The organism is Ligilactobacillus sp., from assembly GCF_036846325.1.
Lineage (GTDB): Bacteria > Bacillota > Bacilli > Lactobacillales > Lactobacillaceae > Ligilactobacillus.
On record NZ_DAIUCE010000042.1, the window covers coordinates 1 to 15,834 of the forward strand.

Genomic DNA, 15,834 nt, shown 5'->3' on the forward strand with positions numbered 1-15,834 from the left:
GATGTAGCCACATCGTGAAGAAGCACATTAGTGCGTTACTACTTCTAAGCCGTTAAGCTTGTGAGCTGCAAGCCACCGAATTTATTCGGTGGTAGTTGACAGCTGCATTTTGATTAATCAATTTATGTTTTTCCGCTGACCTTGTCTGCGAACGGGCTCCGTTTCGATTTGAAACGGGGCTTTTTTTGTCAAATGCAGTGTCTCATCCTGATTCCAAAGAAGAATGTGGTTTTCATCTCTGCATTTGACAGGAAGAGATTTCCCGGACAGCATCAATCAGCTGGCGCTTTATAAGGAAAATGAAATCAGGCTGATGGATGTCTGGCCAAAATAAAAAACGCGTATGATTCTATAAATCGTACGCGTTTTGAATTTAAGGCAGTTTTCCTTTCGGCCTGCCGGAAGGTCACTGTTTTAGAAAACCTTGAACGGAGGCACTGGATTTGCCTGCGGATGATTGAAGTTGAAGGTTTTGAGACTTTCAAAATCTTCCTGTCTGATCCACGTCGTAGCAGCACCGGCAATCATGAGATTGATTTCGACGTCTTCCCGGTCGCGTTCAGTGAACGGGATGACCACGCAGGGCTTTTGCTGGCTTCGGAACAAGGCGAGCTCATATGCGCAGCCGTCGTCAATGTTGTCGAGATCGTACAGGAAAACGCCGATGTCGCTTGTCGCAACGGCAGTGCAGTCATTCTGGAACGTGGCGGCGATCCATTCCGGCGTTCCGAAGACGCCTTCCGGATCGTTGTCCAAGGTTGCGTCCTTGTACTGGAAGTCAAACGGAAAGTGGATAACGCCGACGGTTTCATTCTGATTAAGATATTCGCGCGCCAGTTCCGCGCGTTTCTTCTGAACGTCATTGAACCATGGCGTGGCGAGATAGATCTTTGTTGTCGGACTTTTTGCAAGACCTTTGTCAATCATGATGTTTCCTCCTTGCGTGCATGTCAGCACGTTGATGTAAAATGCAGAGCGTGGCTGCTGCTTTGACGGGTACGCGACATTCAGTATTCGTCAGTATCCAGAAAGTGCGAGTAGTAATCGACCGAAATGCGGGTTCCGTCAACCGTCAGACGGGTCACCGAACCGTTTTCGGGGCTGACGGTGATGTCGACTTCGGGATCAAAGCGGTGGACGATGCTTCTGATCGTCGTTCCGTGGCTGACAATCAGAATGTTGCAGCCGTCATCTGCAATCTTGTCGAGATATTCGAAGCCTTTTCCAACGCGTTCCCAGAATTCCCGGTTGTCTTCGGCCTGATGGAACGGGTCTGCTTCCTTGCAGAAGTCGCGCGCATCCTCAATCGAGTATGTCGAAATCAGTTCCTTGAAAGTGCGGCAGTTATGCGAGGCGCCGATCATCAGCCAGGCCTGGTTGGAATCGGAGCCTTCGAAATAGCCGTAGCCCTGTTCACGGAAATTTTCAAGCGTGATCGGGACGGGCGTTTCATTGTCGTTTTCGGACAGAATATAGTTGCAGGTCCTCATGGCGCGCGTCGTATCGCTGTGGAATGCATACGCAAATTTTATTTTCCTGAGGCGCTGTCCTGCTTCATGTGCATCCTCAATGCCCTTTTTTGTGAGCGGAGAATCGCACCACCCCTGCATTCGATTATAACGATTCAATATTGTTTGTCCATGTCTTACCAGATATATTTTATAGCTCATTGAAAATCCTCCGAAAAAAAGTATATCATCATCGGCAGGAATGCGCTACTCGTTCATTTTGCTCAGGACGGCACGCAGCCTTGGCATGACGTCCTTGTCGCATGAGAACAGAATGTGGTCTCCGAGCTGGATCTGAGTCGAGCCGTGCGGAGAAATCGCCCTGCCGTTTCTGAAGATCCGGCTGATGGTGATGTTTTCGACGAACGGAATCTGACTGACTTCAATGCCGTCAAATCTTGCATTGTTGACGACGACTTCATAGAGACGCGAATTGCCGGTAATCATCTGAAGAGTTGACGGTGTTTCGATGATGGAGCGCATCAGACCGACGTTCGTGTCGAAGACATTGAGCGTTTCGACGCCGGCATCAGCCAGTTTGCGGTCCATTTCGGACATGCTCTGCGGATCTGTATTTTCCAGTTCACAGATGACGCGTCTGACGCCGTATTCCTTGGCTTTCAGGGCCAGGTTGACGTTCAGCTGCGGGTCGGTGTATCCCAGGACCAGGATGTCCGTGTCAAATACAGAGCTGTCAGTCAGGGTTTCGGAATCAATGCTCGTCAGCAGGCTGACGTTGCCTTTGTATCGGTAAGTATCGTAGTTTTCCTGCTTATGAGTGTAGATTGAAACGTCATACCAGTCCGGGCTGAGCCGTTCTGCGGCGTTGACCGTCACAAGATTTGCTCCGATGATGTGGACCGTCGTCTTCTTCATGTCCTCCGGTTCGGATGACAGGAGCCGGTTGAAGCAGAGCGGACCGAAAAGGCAGGTCAGGATGCCGGCGATGAGGAATGCGCCCGACTGCTGGCTCGTGATGACTTTAAGATCTTCGGCAACAGTGAGCACGGCAAGCACCAGCGTGATGGTCGTGCCTGAAAGCAGTGAGCCGGCAAGGGCATTCTGGTTCTTGAAGCGCAGACGCAATCCGAAGAAGGCGGGGAGCTTGGCCAGGACAAATGCCAGAAAGAACAGGGGAATCAGGACGAGCGTCTTTGGATCCGACAAAAGACCAGGAATGTCGAGCTTGACCCCGGTCAGGATGAAGAAGAAGGGAATCAGGAAGCCGTATCCGATGGCATCAAGCTTCTGCTGCGTTGATTCGCTTGGTGAAAGCAGCTTGATGACGATTCCGGCAACGAAAGCTCCAAGGATGTTTTCTGCACCAACGTGTTCGGCCAGGACAACAAGTGTGATGATGACCGCAAATGCCAGGCGCATGTCAATCTGCGTAGTTGATTTGTTGAACTTGGAAAGGGCCGGGAAGAACCAGCGGAAATGCCTGAAAATCACGGCACCGGCAATGAACAGAAGCCCGATGAGCCAGATCTGACTGCCTTTTCCGGCAACGACGGAACTGTAGATTGTCAGGGAAAGCAGCGGGACGACTTCGCCTAAGACCGCAATCAGGAGGATCGTCTGACCAAGCGGCCTTGACAGCAGCTCGTTTTCCTTCAAGACGGAAATGACGACGCCAAGTGCGATTGTCGAAAAAAGAATCGTTGCCAGCAGGACGTTCGTGAACAGGCCGGTGAATTTGAAGAGACATGCAAGCACAAAAGCTGCGGCAAAGCTCAGGGCATAGGCCAGGACTGCAACCTGGACCGGCGTGATTTTGGGTGTGTTGACCGCCTGCTTCTGTTCGAGCGGTGTAAGCGGGTCGTTGTTTTTTTTGAAGAGCGAAAAATCGATTTCCATGCCGCTTAAAAACAGCAGCAGGATTACGCCGAACGTGGACATGTTAGTCAGAATCGAATCAATGTGCACCAGGTTGAGACAGCTTTTGCCGATGATGATGCCGACGATGATTTCGGCAACGGACGTCGGCAGAAGCCTGATATTGAAATGTGCCAGAATCATAGGCGTTGCAAAGGCTGCAATGACTACAATCATTAATGAGATATCCATGGAATCATCCTTTCTGAGTACTTCCTTTATTGTATCAGTTTACATCGATTTTTTCTTGAATAATGACCGTTTTGAAAAGACTTTAACTTCGCCTTGATGTGAGAAATATGCTAAAATAGATTACTGAAAATTTCTGAAAAGGGAGCGTCCAAATGGCCGACATCATCAAAGAACAAGAACAAAAGCGCATGGATTACGTCGTTGAAAGGATAAAAGACGAAGAGGAAACCGCCAGGAAGAAAATTTCCAGGGCATCTGCAGATACCAAAGCGATTCAGGATGATTTCAAGAACAACGTCCGCATCAAGACGGGGACGTATTCCGGCATGATGGAAACGGCCCTGACCGTCAGACAGCAGCAGATGCAGCTTGAAGAACGGGAAAACAGCCGGAATCAGGCGGCACATCGTCTGGAAATTCTTGAACGGATGGAAAAGAAGCCTTACTTTGCGCGCGTCGATCTGAGCGAACAGGGCGAAGACAGAAAGGAAACGATTTACATCGGGCTGGCAACTTTTTCAGACGGTCCGGACGAATTTCTCGTATACGACTGGCGTGCGCCGATTTCAAGCGTTTATTACGACGGAGGACTTGGCAGGACCACTTATGCGACGCCTGACGGAGAGCGCGAGGTTGACGTGGCCCTGAAACGCCAGTTCATGGTCGATGACGGCAGAATCCTGACTGTATTTGACACGGATGAAACGGTGGGCGATCAGATGCTGCTTGAAGTTCTGGATGAATCTTCCGACGTCAAGATGAAGAGCATCGTCACGACGATTCAGAAGGAACAGAACAGGATTATCCGCGATACCAAATCCGACCTGCTGTTTGTCCAGGGAGCGGCAGGTTCCGGCAAGACATCGGCCGTGCTGCAGCGCGTGGCCTATCTTCTCTATCGTTACCGCGGCAACCTGAATTCCGGGCAGATTATCCTGTTTTCACCAAATCAGCTGTTCAATGACTATATCGATCAGGTTCTGCCGGAACTCGGCGAACACAACATGGTGCAGATGACCTATTACCAGTACACACAGCACCGCCTTCCGAAGATGCACGTTGAAACGCTCAAGGAACGCTTTGAAGAAGACAATCGCGGTACGAACAGGAAGATCAGGACTGTCAAGGACAGTTTGAAGTTCTTCGATGCAACGACTGCATATTCGAACTATCTGGAAAGAAACGGGATGCGCTTCAAGAATATCATGCACAATGGCGAAATCTTCTTCTCGCGCAAGGAAATCAAGACGATTTACTACAGCTTCAATGAAAACTATCATCTCGGCAACCGTCTGGAGGCAACGCAGGAAGAGCTGCTCAGACGCCTGAGCTCAAGGGTCGGCCGGGAAGCCAGGACCGACCGCGTTCAGAAGGCCGTTCAGGATCTTCCGCCACAGGAACTGAATGCCCTGTACGGCGACCATCCGAGAAACTTTACCGACGGCGACAAGGAGCTCCTCTTCCTGTGCAGGCAGTACGTGACGAAGGAATTCATGAAAATCAAGCGTGCCATCGTCAAGAAGCGTTTCCTGAACATCAATGCCCAGTACGTTCATTTTCTGCGACATGTGCCTTCCCTGCTTGATCTTTCGAAGTTCGGCGTTTCGGATGACGAATGGCAGGAAGGAGTCGAAAACACGATTGCGCAAATCAGGAATCGCAGCCTGCCGATGGCGGACGTTTCCTGCTTCCTTTATCTTTATGACCGCATCACCGGCAAGAAGGGCGATGTCAGGATGCGCCACGTCTTCATTGACGAAATCCAGGACTATACGGCATATCAGCTTGCATATCTCAAGACTGAATTTCCGCGCGCCCGCTTCACGATGCTCGGTGACCTGAACCAGGCAATCTTCACGAAGGAAAACAGCCACAGCCTGCTGTCCGAGCTTTCGACGATGTTTGACAAGGACAGGACAAATGTTGTTCAGCTGACGAAATCGTACCGCTCGACGAAGCAGATCACTGACTTCACGAAGGAAGTTCTCGTTGACGGTGAAAAAGTCACTGCATTCAACCGGAACGGTGACCTGCCGACGATGACGATTGACACTGACAGGGAGCGTCTCGTTGAAGACGTCAGGGAACGTCTGAAGCAAAATGACGCCTTGAAGATGACGACGGCCGTCATCTGCAAATCGCTGCAGGAATGCGAATGGCTGACGGAACAGCTTAACGGCAGAGGTGTCAGGGCAACGTTGATCCGCACTGAAAATCAGCGCCTCGTTCCCGGGACGATTATTGTCCCTTCGTACCTGGCCAAGGGCCTCGAGTTTGACGCCGTCATCATGTGGAACGCCAACAGGGAGAACTACCACGAAGAAGACGAGCGTCAGCTGGTGTACACGATCTGTTCCCGTGCCATGCACAGGCTCGACATTACCGTTGAAGGGGAGATGTCGCCTTTGTTTGACCGGGTTCCGGAAAATTTGTATGAGTTGATTAGAAAATAACGGTGAGGCTTGGGAAAAAATCCCGGCCTCTTTTTTTATTCTGATATATGGACTGCCAAATGCAGTGCCCGGGCAGTGTGCCAGTTTTCGATTACGGTCAAAAAGGCGATTTCTTGGATTTGCCCGTAAAATGCAGTGTCGGTGGCCACAAAAGCAGATCAAAACCGTGGATTTTGTCAGACTGAAAAAAAGAGACCGGGGAAGTATCCCCAGCCTCTTTTCACTGATGTGATCATGCGTTGTTCATTATTTCAGACCAAACCTCTTCAACGTCATCATAATTGATGTCTCCGGTTGACGCAAATCTCAAGTCCGCCTGTCCGACTTCATTTTCGTTTCCGATACCGACGGAAACAATGCCGGCGGCCTTGAGGGACTGGATGCCGGAAACGGCGTCTTCAAAGCCGACGCACTCCCGTGGGGAAAGTCCGAGGGCAGCAGCTGCTGCAAGGTAAATGTCAGGCGCAGGCTTTCCTGCCTTGATTTTTGAAGGATCGACAACGGCATTGAAGCAGTCTGAAAGTCCTGTCCTTTCAAGAATGAACGGACCGTTCTGGCTGGCTGATGCCAGTGCCATCATGATGCCTCGATTCTTGAGTTCCTCAATGAAGTCCCGCATCCCCGGCAGGATGTCATCAGGACTCAGATCTTTAAGGAAGTCACGGTAAATCAGATTCTTTTCTTCTGCAAGACGGTTGAATTCCGTTTCCGAAACCTTGATCTCAAGGTATTCGAGGATGGCGGCAAGAGAATCGCTGCGGCTTACGCCCTTGGTCCTTTGTTCCAGATCATCCGGCAGACTGCGCCCGAAGTTCTTTTCTGCCAGCTTCCTCCAGGACTTGAAATGAAGTGATGCGGTATCGGCGATTACACCGTCCAGGTCAAAGAGTGCTCCCTTCATCATTTCAGCCCCTTTTCCCTCTCGCTGAGAAGAGGGGTTGAGGAAAGAATGCCGTTGATTCTTTCAAGGGTGTCCGGCTCGATGTTGATGAACGGAAGGATTTCATTGAGCTTGTTCAAGGACATCTTGCCGAGATTTGCAAGGTTTTCCGGATTCTTGAAGAAGTTCAGGACATCCGATTCCCTTGAAATTGACTCAACCAGCAGACTGTCCTTCATGATGTCCGAGACAGGTGTCTTCGGCGTGTAGCGCTCAACGAAATCCTGGTCCGGAATGTAGGATATTTCGTAGTGTCCGCATGTCAGATCGAAGCTTCCTGATTTTTCAAGACCGTTGACTGATACCGGGTTCTTCTCCGCACGCGGAAGGGTGACGGTGACTGTCTGACCGAACGGAACGTCAATGGTCATTTTGATTGTGTGCATGTCATCCGTTTCAATCTCGTATGATGCGTTCAGTCTGCCGTAGCTTGAGTCATAGTGTCCGGAAACCTTCTTCAGATGGTAGTCGAAGTTTGGTGAGAAGATCACCTTCTGGTACCCCGGAGTGTGGTCCCTGATGCCGAGCAGGTAACGGTATCCCCATTCCATGATTGCACCGATTGAGTAGTGGTTCAGAGAGTTCATTCCGTCCGGATTCATTGAGCCGTCCTCGAGAACTGAATTCCAGCGTTCCCAGACGGTTGTCGCTCCCATGTTGACGGCATAAAGCCATGACGGGAAGTCCTCGTTCATGAAGATTTTTGCAGCAAGACTGTGATTGCCGAAACGTGACAGAACCTGGCAGATGAACGGTGTTCCGACGAATCCTGTCTTCAAGTGGTCGTCGTCTTTTCCGAGACGTGCCGTCAGGTCGTTCAGAACACGCTGCTGCTGGCTTTCCGGAACGAGGTTGAAGTAAAGGGCAAGGGCATATCCTGTCTGAGTGTCGATGGCAAGGCGTCCGTTTGCCGTGATGTACTCGTTTTGAATGGCCTTTCTTATGGCAGCGGATTTTTCAGCGTAAAATGCAGCGTCTTCATCATGGCCGAGAATTGTGGCAGCCTTTGAGACGATTCCTGCCGAGTAGCAGTAGTATACCGACGCAATGAAGTCCTCATCCGTCTTGCCGGTCGGAAGCGCCGGGTTTTCACCGTCAAGGGCTATCCAGTCGCCGAACTGGAAGCATCCGGTCCAGAGATTTTCAGTTCTGGTATTTTGTGTGATCCAGTCGACCCATGACTTCATTGCCTCATAGTTCTGGCGCAGAATTGCCGGATCACCATAGGCCTGGTACATGTTCCATGGAACAATCGTTGCGGCATCACCCCAGACGGCTGCACCACCGTCGTCAACGCCCATGGAGGGAGCATACATCGTCAGCATGCCGCCGTGGCCTTGCTGTTCCACAGCCATGTCACGGGCATACTTCTTGAAGAATTCGAAGACGTTCATGTTGAGAGCGGCGGTGTTCGAGAAGACGTCAGCGTCTCCGGTCCATCCAAGCCGTTCGTCACGCTGCGGGCAGTCGGTCGGGACGTCGAAGAAGTTTGACTTCTGTCCCCACTGGACGTTCTGGAACAGTCTGTTCACCTTCTTGTTGTCCGTTTCAAGGGATCCTGTCTTGTCCATTGACGAGAACATGACTGCAGCCTTGAAGTCATCCGGATTGATGTCAAGCGTGTTGCCGGTCACGCGGACATAGCGGTAGCCGTAATATGTGAAGTGAGGACGAACCCAGCCTTCATTTCCGTCTGATGTATACTGGAATGCCGCCCTGGCATCACGGAGATTTTCACGGTAGAAGTTGCCGTTCTGAAGGATTTCACCCATTTCAAACTTAATGACCGTCCCCTTTGGCTCACGGTTGTAGAATTCAAGCCATCCGGCCTGGTTCTGACCGAAGTCAAGCACTGTTTCACCGGCAGGGGTGGAGATGACCTTGACAACGTCCAGTCTTTCGTCGATTCTGATCGGCATGCTGAGCCTGTCACAGAGAACGTCCCGTGGCAGATCGAGTATTTCTGCTTTTTTCCAGTTCTTGAGCTCAATCGTTGCATCAAGGTCTTCACCGTAGTAGATGGATGATCTGGTGATCTTTCCTGAAGTTGTCTTCCAGGAATCGTCAGAGCAGATGACCGTTTCCGTTCCGTCTTCGAACTTGATGTGAAGCTCTGCAATCATGGCCTGTCTGTTGCCGTAGATTTCGCTCTTTCCTCCGTCAAAGCCCATGTTTCCCTTGTACCAGCCGTCACCAAGTGAAAATGTCAGACTGTGCTTCGAACCTGAAGTCAGCATTTCCGTTACGTCATAGGTCTGAACCTGAACCCATTTCCTGTAGTTGGTGCATCCCGGTGCAAGATATTCGTCTCCGACCTTTTCTCCGTCAAGGCATGCTTCATAAAGCCCGAGTCCCGTGGCATAGAGGCGGGCTTCCCTGACGTTGCCGTCAAGTTCGAAGTTCTTTTCAAAGACCGTGTTCTGAATGTCCTTGTCTTCATTTCCAATCCAGCTTGCCAGAAACGGTTCATCCATCTTGCCGGTTTCAAAGAATGTCCTTGCAGACGTTTCTTCCTCTTCATCCTTTACCCTTACTTCAACGTCATAGCGTGTTCTTGGATTCAGTTCCAGCTCGGGAGTGAAGAAATTGTCTTCGTATTCTGAAAATCCCGTGTTCAGCACCTCACTGCCGTTTGCGGAGATGATCAGGCATTTTTGAATCTTTCTGAACGATTCCGATTCAATGCTGAACTCGATTCTAAGGTCCTTCAGTTCGAATCCGACCGGATGGTGCATGTGGTTAACGTAAATTTCTGATATCTTCATCGTCATTCCTCCGTAATTCATGTTCTATCGTCATTGTAGTTTTTCAGCGTGCATTTCAACAGATGAAAAGTCGATTTTTCCCGTACATGACAATGGGGAAAATCAACTTTCAATGTTTAAAGCCTTGTTTCGAAGTGACCGCAGAACGGATCGACCGGGCTTGCTCCTTCAAACGGTTCCCTTCCTGTCAGCTTGCGCATGACTGCATCAATTGTGGCACGGTTTCCCGTGTAGGCGTTGATGTATGTCGAGACGTTTGGAATGTCAAAGAGATGGTAGGGATTTGCCGTTGAGATGAAGACTGTCGGGATGGACTTCATGAACCACGGTGCATCCGCCGCCATGAGATGAATCCAGTCAAGCCTTGTCGTGGTCTGATTTGAGGCAGTCTCGACGTTTGCCACGTAAAGGGCGAGGTCAAATTTTTCCTTCATGTCGCAGACCCCTTCTTCAAAGACTTCGTGGAAGTCAAGGTTTCCCCGGTCAAACAGGGAAACATCAAACCCTTCTGCTTCAAGACGCTTCTTGAATTCCTGCGTCACATGACCGCCTTCCTTGAAGCCGCCGTCGTCACTGTCTCCGAGAACATAGAGCCTGATGCGCGGATATTTTTCCGGCGTGACCGGCAGAAGCTTGTCCCGGTCCTTGACCAAAGTGACCGCCTTTTTGGCAATTTCATCAGCGCATGCTTCGTGTTCTTCTCTTTTAAAATCGATTGTTTCCGGTGCCTTTTTCAGGAGGTTTCCTTCGGCATCCATGACCTTTTGCGCAAGCTTTGTTGCAAGAATGCGTGTCACCGCTTCGTTGACGCGTTCCATTGACAGGGTTCCGTCTTCAATTGCCTTTCTGATAAAGCTGTAGTCCTCGTCGATGTTCTTGTTGAATAAAATCATGTCGATTCCGGCGTTGATTGTGGCCGGGAGCAGTTCTTCCCTTGGAAGGGCGGCATTGTATCCGATCATCGGCGTTGCATCGGTGATGGTCAGTCCGTTGAAATGCAGAGTGTCGCGCAGCAGACCGTCAATGAGCAGCTTCGATGATGATGCCGGGCGCAGTTTGTCGTCTGAAATTCCCGGATCAAGTCTTCTTTCCCAGGCCGGCTGGAGAATATGGGCAATCATCACTGCCGGGATGCCGCCATCAATCAGGCTGCGGTAAATCCGGCCGTATGATTCCATCCATTCGTCCGCCTGAAGTGAGTTGACGGATGACAGCAGGTGCTGGTCACGTTCGTCGACGCCGTCTCCCGGGAAATGCTTGACGACGGGAATTATGCCGCATTCCTCAAGACCTTTGGCCTGTGCTGAAGACATCTCGATGACCCTGTTCCTGTCGCTTCCGAATGTCCTCACATTCATGATCGGGTTCCTGAAGTTCATGTCAATGTCGACAATCGGGGCAAAGGACATGTTTGCGCCGACCTGCGCTGCTTCGTAACCGGAGATTTTCCCAAGCTGATATGCCGACTGAGAATCTCCTGTTGCGGCCATTTCCATCGGTGTTCCAACCCAGGTGCCTTCACTTGCGATTCCGTTTCCACCCGATTCAAGGTTGGCGGCGACAAAGAGCGGAATGTCGCTTGATTCCTGAATCTCGTTTACTTCGGCCTTGATTTTCTCCGCCTTGTCGGGTCTGTACATGATGCCGCCCGGGCGGTACTTCTTCGTGAATTCTGAAAGGTTGACCGTATCACTGTCCTGACCCACGACAAAGAACAGCTGGCCGATCTTGTCTTCAATGCTCATTTCCTTGATTTTATCTTTAACGTATTTGATTTGCTCATCATTGAGAAAATATGGTTTTTGCTTCAAATCTACCATGAAAACGTCCTCCGTGTCTTTTTTGTGTACGTTTTCATTATAGTGTGGGAGGATTTTGTGTGCTATATTTAAATCAGACATTGTCTGTGTTCATTTCACACATCTGATGGAGGTATCATAATGAATCCTGAAATACTTGAAATGTTGAGAAGAAAGAGCCGGCCGAGAAACTGGGAGGAACTGAATGACCGGTTCAAGGCGGAGATACTGGACTATATGGACGGAGAACCGGTCTACAAGTTCTATTCTCTGCTGACTGACAGCCTTGAGGTCAATGCCCGTTCAATCTCAGTCACGGTTCAGCCCTGCAGTTCGTACATCCCGTATCATCGGCATGATTATGCAGAGATGATGATTCCGCTGCTCGGCAGCTGCACGGTTTATGCAAACGGAAGAAAAATCGATCTCGATCAGGAGGACATCATAGTTGTGGGCAAGGGGGAAACGCACAGGGTAAAAGAACTGGATGCCGGCATGATTGTTGTCAACATTGCCCTGAGAAACACTGCATTTCCGATGAATGACCTGAACTTCATGCTTGATGCCGGCATGAACCAGTCCGTCTCCAATCTGCTGTTCTCGCTTCTGAGCGGCGACCGTGACTTCGGCGCCAAGTACTGCGTGTTCAAGACGGGACATGAAAGAAAGATCGTCAGTCTGATCTATGACGTGATTGAGGAATACTACAACGGAGACGTCCAGTCGAATCAGATCATCCACTTTGACCTTCTCGGCATCTTTGCAAGGCTGATCAGGCATGCGTACAGGGAAGCCGACTCCTTTGAAGGAAGGGAAGATGATGATGGAAGAAACATCCTGGGACTGCTCCTTTACATCGAGAAGCACTATGCGGACATCACGCTGAACGAAATGGCAGAAAGGTTCGGCTTCAATCCCAACTACCTGTCGTCTTATCTGAAGAAGAGAACGGGACTGACCTTCATTCAGCTGGTCCATCTGCAGAGAATCAACGTTGCGGCCGGCTATCTTGCCGACACCTCCGTTCCCGTCGATCAGATTGCGGCAAAGGTCGGATATGAGAATCCGTCATATTTCTACAAGGTGTTCAAGAAGAACATGAAGTGTCTGCCGAATGAGTACCGCAGGAAGATGCACGATTCTCAGTCGTGATGCTCTGCCCGGTATCTGCTGGGGGAGATTCCCTCCGCCTTCCTGAAGAAGTGATAGAAGTAGTTTTCGGATGAAAAGTCAAGCAGGTCGGTGATTTCGCTGATGGTGAGGGAAGTTGTCGACAGAAGCTGCCTTGCGCGGTCAAGCCTGATTTCTGTGGCATACCGGCTGATGGTCATGCCACATGCCTTCTTCAGCAGACGGTTCAGGTACTCGTCATTGTAGTGCAGGTCCCTTTCGATGTCTTTTCTCGTGACGTTGCCGTAGTTTCTGACGATGTATGAGGTCAGGCGTTCGACCAGGAAGTCCTCCTTTCCGGAGTGGATGTCAATGGCGTTGACGTTGAACATCTTCCTGTTTTCAAGCAGTTCGACAAGCCTGAGGAAAAGCCCCTTCTGAAGAAACGAGGCACCGATCTTGCTTGTTGCCAGTTCCTGCTGCAGTGAATCAAGGACCGTCCGGAACTGGGTGTTTGGAATCGGAACGGTCGGATTGAATTCGAGGTAGCTTTTCTTCCATCCGGAAGAGTCCTGGCCGCAGTTTTCAATGAATGAAAATACAGGGTGGGTGTCCTCGTCGACGTCAATGCCTCTTGTGACTTCCCTGAAGAATTCCTCGGAAAAGTCAAGCACCAGAAGAACCCCGTCCTGGACATCATCGCTGTGCGTAATCCGGCGGTTCAAGATATACCCTTCACCTGTGTGGAGGGTATATTTTTTGTCCTCAATCTGCTTGATGACTGTTCCGTCGAGAACATACATCAGCTCATAGGCGGTGTTCTGGTGCATCTGACTGTAGTTTTCAGCAGTGAAGTAGACTATTCTGCTGTTTTGGACATTGGTGTAGAGAATGCCGTTGTCAACGGACCGCTTGATGAACATGGCCAGGTCGGCGTTGTTCTTCAAGTCGGGATATTCTCCTGTCTGTACCGGATTTTCAAGAGCCTTGAGCAGTTTTTCAGCATATTTGTCCATGTGGTTTTCCTCCAGTCAAGTCGATTTTTCACAGTGTTTGAAATCGAATGGTCGTTTATTTGCATTGTAGCATGAAAACGCTTTGATTAACATAAAGGAGTAATCGATAAATGAAATGAAGCAAGGAGATAACTATGAGAACAAGGATTAATCTGAACAAGGACTGGCAGTTCCATTATGGAGAACTTCAGCCAGGACCCCATGAAATCGCCAAGAAGGCGTATTCGCTGGGAGGGTTGACCGCAAGCCTGCCGGAAGAAGGACAGAAGAGGCTTCCGGTAAGCCCCGGCGGCAGCCATTTTCTCAGGCTGATTGCACAGGGGGATGAGGAAAGAGGACTCCGTAATCTGTGCGGGACTGACCTCGACAGCACAATCGACGACACATGGAGGAAAATCGATCTCCCGCATGACTGGAAGGTGGATCTTCCATATGAAAATGACGCGGAGACGCTCATGTCAGGTTCAAAGCCAAACGGAGTGGCGTATTACCGGAAGAGGTTTGGAATTGACAGAAAGCTTGAGGGAAGAAAGCTCATTCTTCATTTTGAAGGTGCCATGCAAATGGCCGATGTCTGGTTCAACGGCGCATACCTCGGACATGAAAACAGCGGATACACGGGCTTTGAATTCGACGTGTCGGGGATGGTGTACTTTGATGACGAAGGTCAGAACACGCTTCTTGTAAGAACTGACACGACGCATGGATCTGAAGGATGGTGGTATGAGGGAGCCGGCATCTACAGGAATGTCTTCCTTGATGCAGTTCCCTTAGTCCATTTTGAAGAAGACGACCTGTACGTCTACACAAAGGAACTTCATGACAATGGTGCGCTTCTTGGATATGAGTTCAGCGTGAAAAATGACACCGGAAGAGACGTTTCCGTTTCAGTCTGTCTTGATGTGGCCGGAATCAGGAGAGATTTCAGCGTTTTTCTGAAGAAGCACTCAGTTGAAAGATTCGAGGGGGAACTCGAGCTTTCGGATGCAAGTCTCTGGAGCCCGGAGCATCCTCATCTGTATCAGGCTGTCCTGTCAATGGAAGAAGATAAGATAGTGAAGAGCTTTGGTGTAAGAACCTTCGGATATGACAGGGATGGTTTTATTTTGAACGGAAGACGCTACGTCCTGCATGGCGTGTGCGAGCACCAGGACTTTGCCGGAGTGGGCATTGCATTGAACCAGGACATTGTCGACTTCAAGGTAAGGACGATGAAGGACATGGGAGTCAATGCATGGCGGAGTGCGCATCATTTTGCATCAGGAGAGCTTCTTGATGCCTGTGACCGTCTGGGAATCATTCTGATTAACGAAAACAGGCTGCCCGAGGCCTCGCCATGGCGTCTCGACGATTTCAGAAGGATGCTGAAAAGATGCAGGATGAATGCATCCGTTGCCTTCTGGTCGCTTGGGAATGAAGAACTGACTGGAAACACTGCATTTGGCAGGCGAAGCGTCTTGAAGTTTGCGGAAATTGTCAAGGAACTTGACAGGGAACATCTGATTGTTTCAGCCGAACTGCTCAGCCCCGAAGGCTTTGTTGACGAGGATTATCTGAAGAGCTTTGACGTCCTTGGGATAAACTATCCTGAAGCAGGCGTCATGGGTGACGGTGCGGAACTCATCAGGAAGAATCATCCGGATCTTCCGATGATGAGCACGGAGAATGCATCGTACTTTTCAACCAGGGGAATCTATGAAGATGACGGAGATAAGTGTTACTGCAACAATTTCGGCTCGATGTATTCGATGGTTCTTCCCGGGAAGAGAAAACCGTCAGATCCGGGAGTCGGCGGAACGGCCAGGCCGGAAAAGGTGATGGCATATCTTGAAGGCCATCAGTACATGGGCGGAGTCTTTCTCTGGACTGCCTTTGACTACTTCGGTGAGCCGTCTCCGTTCGGATGGCCCGGAATCAGTTCACAGTTCGGGATTGCCGACCTGTGCGGGATTCCAAAGGATTACTATTACTACTACAAGGCGCATTGGGTTGAAGAGCCATTCGTTCATGTCATGCCTCACTGGAATCGCGAGGGACTTGAAATCGATGAAAAGGGAAGAACCCGTGTCAGGGCATTTTCGAACCAGAAGAGTGCGGAGCTCTTCGTCAATGGAAGAAGCTGCGGGAAAAAGGAACTTGTTGACTGCAGCGCTGAATGGAACGTTGAATATGCTCC

At 50.1% G+C, this 15,834-nt stretch carries 10 protein-coding genes; 3 read left to right on the forward strand and 7 right to left on the reverse strand.

The genetic code is table 11. The features are described from left to right. Positions 1-414: 414 nt before the first annotated feature. From V7Z60_RS05465 to V7Z60_RS05475, 3 genes are all read right to left on the reverse strand, one after another. Positions 415-927 carry a nucleoside 2-deoxyribosyltransferase gene (locus tag V7Z60_RS05465; protein WP_334116841.1) on the reverse strand — a complete coding sequence of 171 codons (513 nt, stop codon included), beginning with the start codon at positions 925-927 and terminating at the stop codon, positions 415-417. Positions 928-1,007: 80 nt separating this feature from the next. Beyond that, complete coding sequence (locus tag V7Z60_RS05470; protein ID WP_334116842.1) at positions 1,008-1,670, reverse strand: histidine phosphatase family protein; 663 nt, start codon at positions 1,668-1,670, stop codon at positions 1,008-1,010. Between the two features lie 45 nt (positions 1,671-1,715). Further along, positions 1,716-3,575: a monovalent cation:proton antiporter family protein gene (locus V7Z60_RS05475; protein WP_334116843.1), complete on the reverse strand. Its 1,860-nt coding sequence runs from the start codon at positions 3,573-3,575 to the stop codon at positions 1,716-1,718. 152 nt (positions 3,576-3,727) lie between these two features. Between V7Z60_RS05475 and helD the strand changes: the two genes are divergently transcribed. Beyond that, entirely contained in the window at positions 3,728-6,028 is a 2,301-nt protein-coding gene (helD, locus tag V7Z60_RS05480; protein ID WP_334116844.1) for an RNA polymerase recycling motor HelD, read from the forward strand. 232 nt (positions 6,029-6,260) lie between these two features. Here helD and pgmB read toward each other — a convergent pair whose 3' ends face one another. From pgmB to V7Z60_RS05495, 3 genes are all read right to left on the reverse strand, one after another. Next, positions 6,261-6,932 carry a beta-phosphoglucomutase gene (pgmB, locus tag V7Z60_RS05485; RefSeq protein ID WP_334116845.1) on the reverse strand — a complete coding sequence of 224 codons (672 nt, stop codon included), beginning with the start codon at positions 6,930-6,932 and terminating at the stop codon, positions 6,261-6,263. Beyond that, positions 6,929-9,733 carry an alpha-L-rhamnosidase gene (locus V7Z60_RS05490; RefSeq protein ID WP_334116846.1) on the reverse strand — a complete coding sequence of 935 codons (2,805 nt, stop codon included), beginning with the start codon at positions 9,731-9,733 and terminating at the stop codon, positions 6,929-6,931. The genes pgmB and V7Z60_RS05490 overlap by 4 nt, the downstream gene beginning before the upstream one ends. Positions 9,734-9,849: 116 nt before the next feature. Continuing rightward, entirely contained in the window at positions 9,850-11,553 is a 1,704-nt protein-coding gene (locus V7Z60_RS05495; RefSeq protein ID WP_334116847.1) for a glycoside hydrolase family 3 protein, read from the reverse strand. Positions 11,554-11,673: 120 nt separating this feature from the next. On the opposite strand from V7Z60_RS05495, the gene V7Z60_RS05500 reads away from it, so the two are divergent. After that, complete coding sequence (locus V7Z60_RS05500) at positions 11,674-12,684, forward strand: AraC family transcriptional regulator (RefSeq protein ID WP_334116848.1); 1,011 nt, start codon at positions 11,674-11,676, stop codon at positions 12,682-12,684. On the opposite strand, the gene V7Z60_RS05505 is transcribed toward V7Z60_RS05500, so the two are convergent. Next, positions 12,675-13,658: an AraC family transcriptional regulator gene (locus V7Z60_RS05505; protein WP_334116849.1), complete on the reverse strand. Its 984-nt coding sequence runs from the start codon at positions 13,656-13,658 to the stop codon at positions 12,675-12,677. The genes V7Z60_RS05500 and V7Z60_RS05505 overlap by 10 nt on opposite strands. 134 nt (positions 13,659-13,792) lie before the next feature. Here V7Z60_RS05505 and V7Z60_RS05510 point away from each other — a divergent pair. Beyond that, on the forward strand, positions 13,793-15,834 hold a 2,042-nt coding region (locus V7Z60_RS05510; protein ID WP_334116850.1), incomplete at its 3' end, for a sugar-binding domain-containing protein.

What these genes read in the sequence shown, in the direction of transcription:
- V7Z60_RS05470 (WP_334116842.1), bottom strand. Translation starts at nt 1,670, where the DNA reads ATGAGCTATAAAATATATCTGGTAAGACATGGACAAACAATATTGAAT.
- V7Z60_RS05475 (WP_334116843.1), bottom strand. Translation starts at nt 3,575, where the DNA reads ATGGATATCTCATTAATGATTGTAGTCATTGCAGCCTTTGCAACGCCT.
- V7Z60_RS05465 (WP_334116841.1), bottom strand. Translation starts at nt 927, where the DNA reads ATGATTGACAAAGGTCTTGCAAAAAGTCCGACAACAAAGATCTATCTC.
- V7Z60_RS05505 (WP_334116849.1), bottom strand. Translation starts at nt 13,658, where the DNA reads ATGGACAAATATGCTGAAAAACTGCTCAAGGCTCTTGAAAATCCGGTA.
- helD (WP_334116844.1), top strand. Translation starts at nt 3,728, where the DNA reads ATGGCCGACATCATCAAAGAACAAGAACAAAAGCGCATGGATTACGTC.
- pgmB (WP_334116845.1), bottom strand. Translation starts at nt 6,932, where the DNA reads ATGATGAAGGGAGCACTCTTTGACCTGGACGGTGTAATCGCCGATACC.
- V7Z60_RS05495 (WP_334116847.1), bottom strand. Translation starts at nt 11,553, where the DNA reads ATGGTAGATTTGAAGCAAAAACCATATTTTCTCAATGATGAGCAAATC.
- V7Z60_RS05490 (WP_334116846.1), bottom strand. Translation starts at nt 9,733, where the DNA reads ATGAAGATATCAGAAATTTACGTTAACCACATGCACCATCCGGTCGGA.
- V7Z60_RS05500 (WP_334116848.1), top strand. Translation starts at nt 11,674, where the DNA reads ATGAATCCTGAAATACTTGAAATGTTGAGAAGAAAGAGCCGGCCGAGA.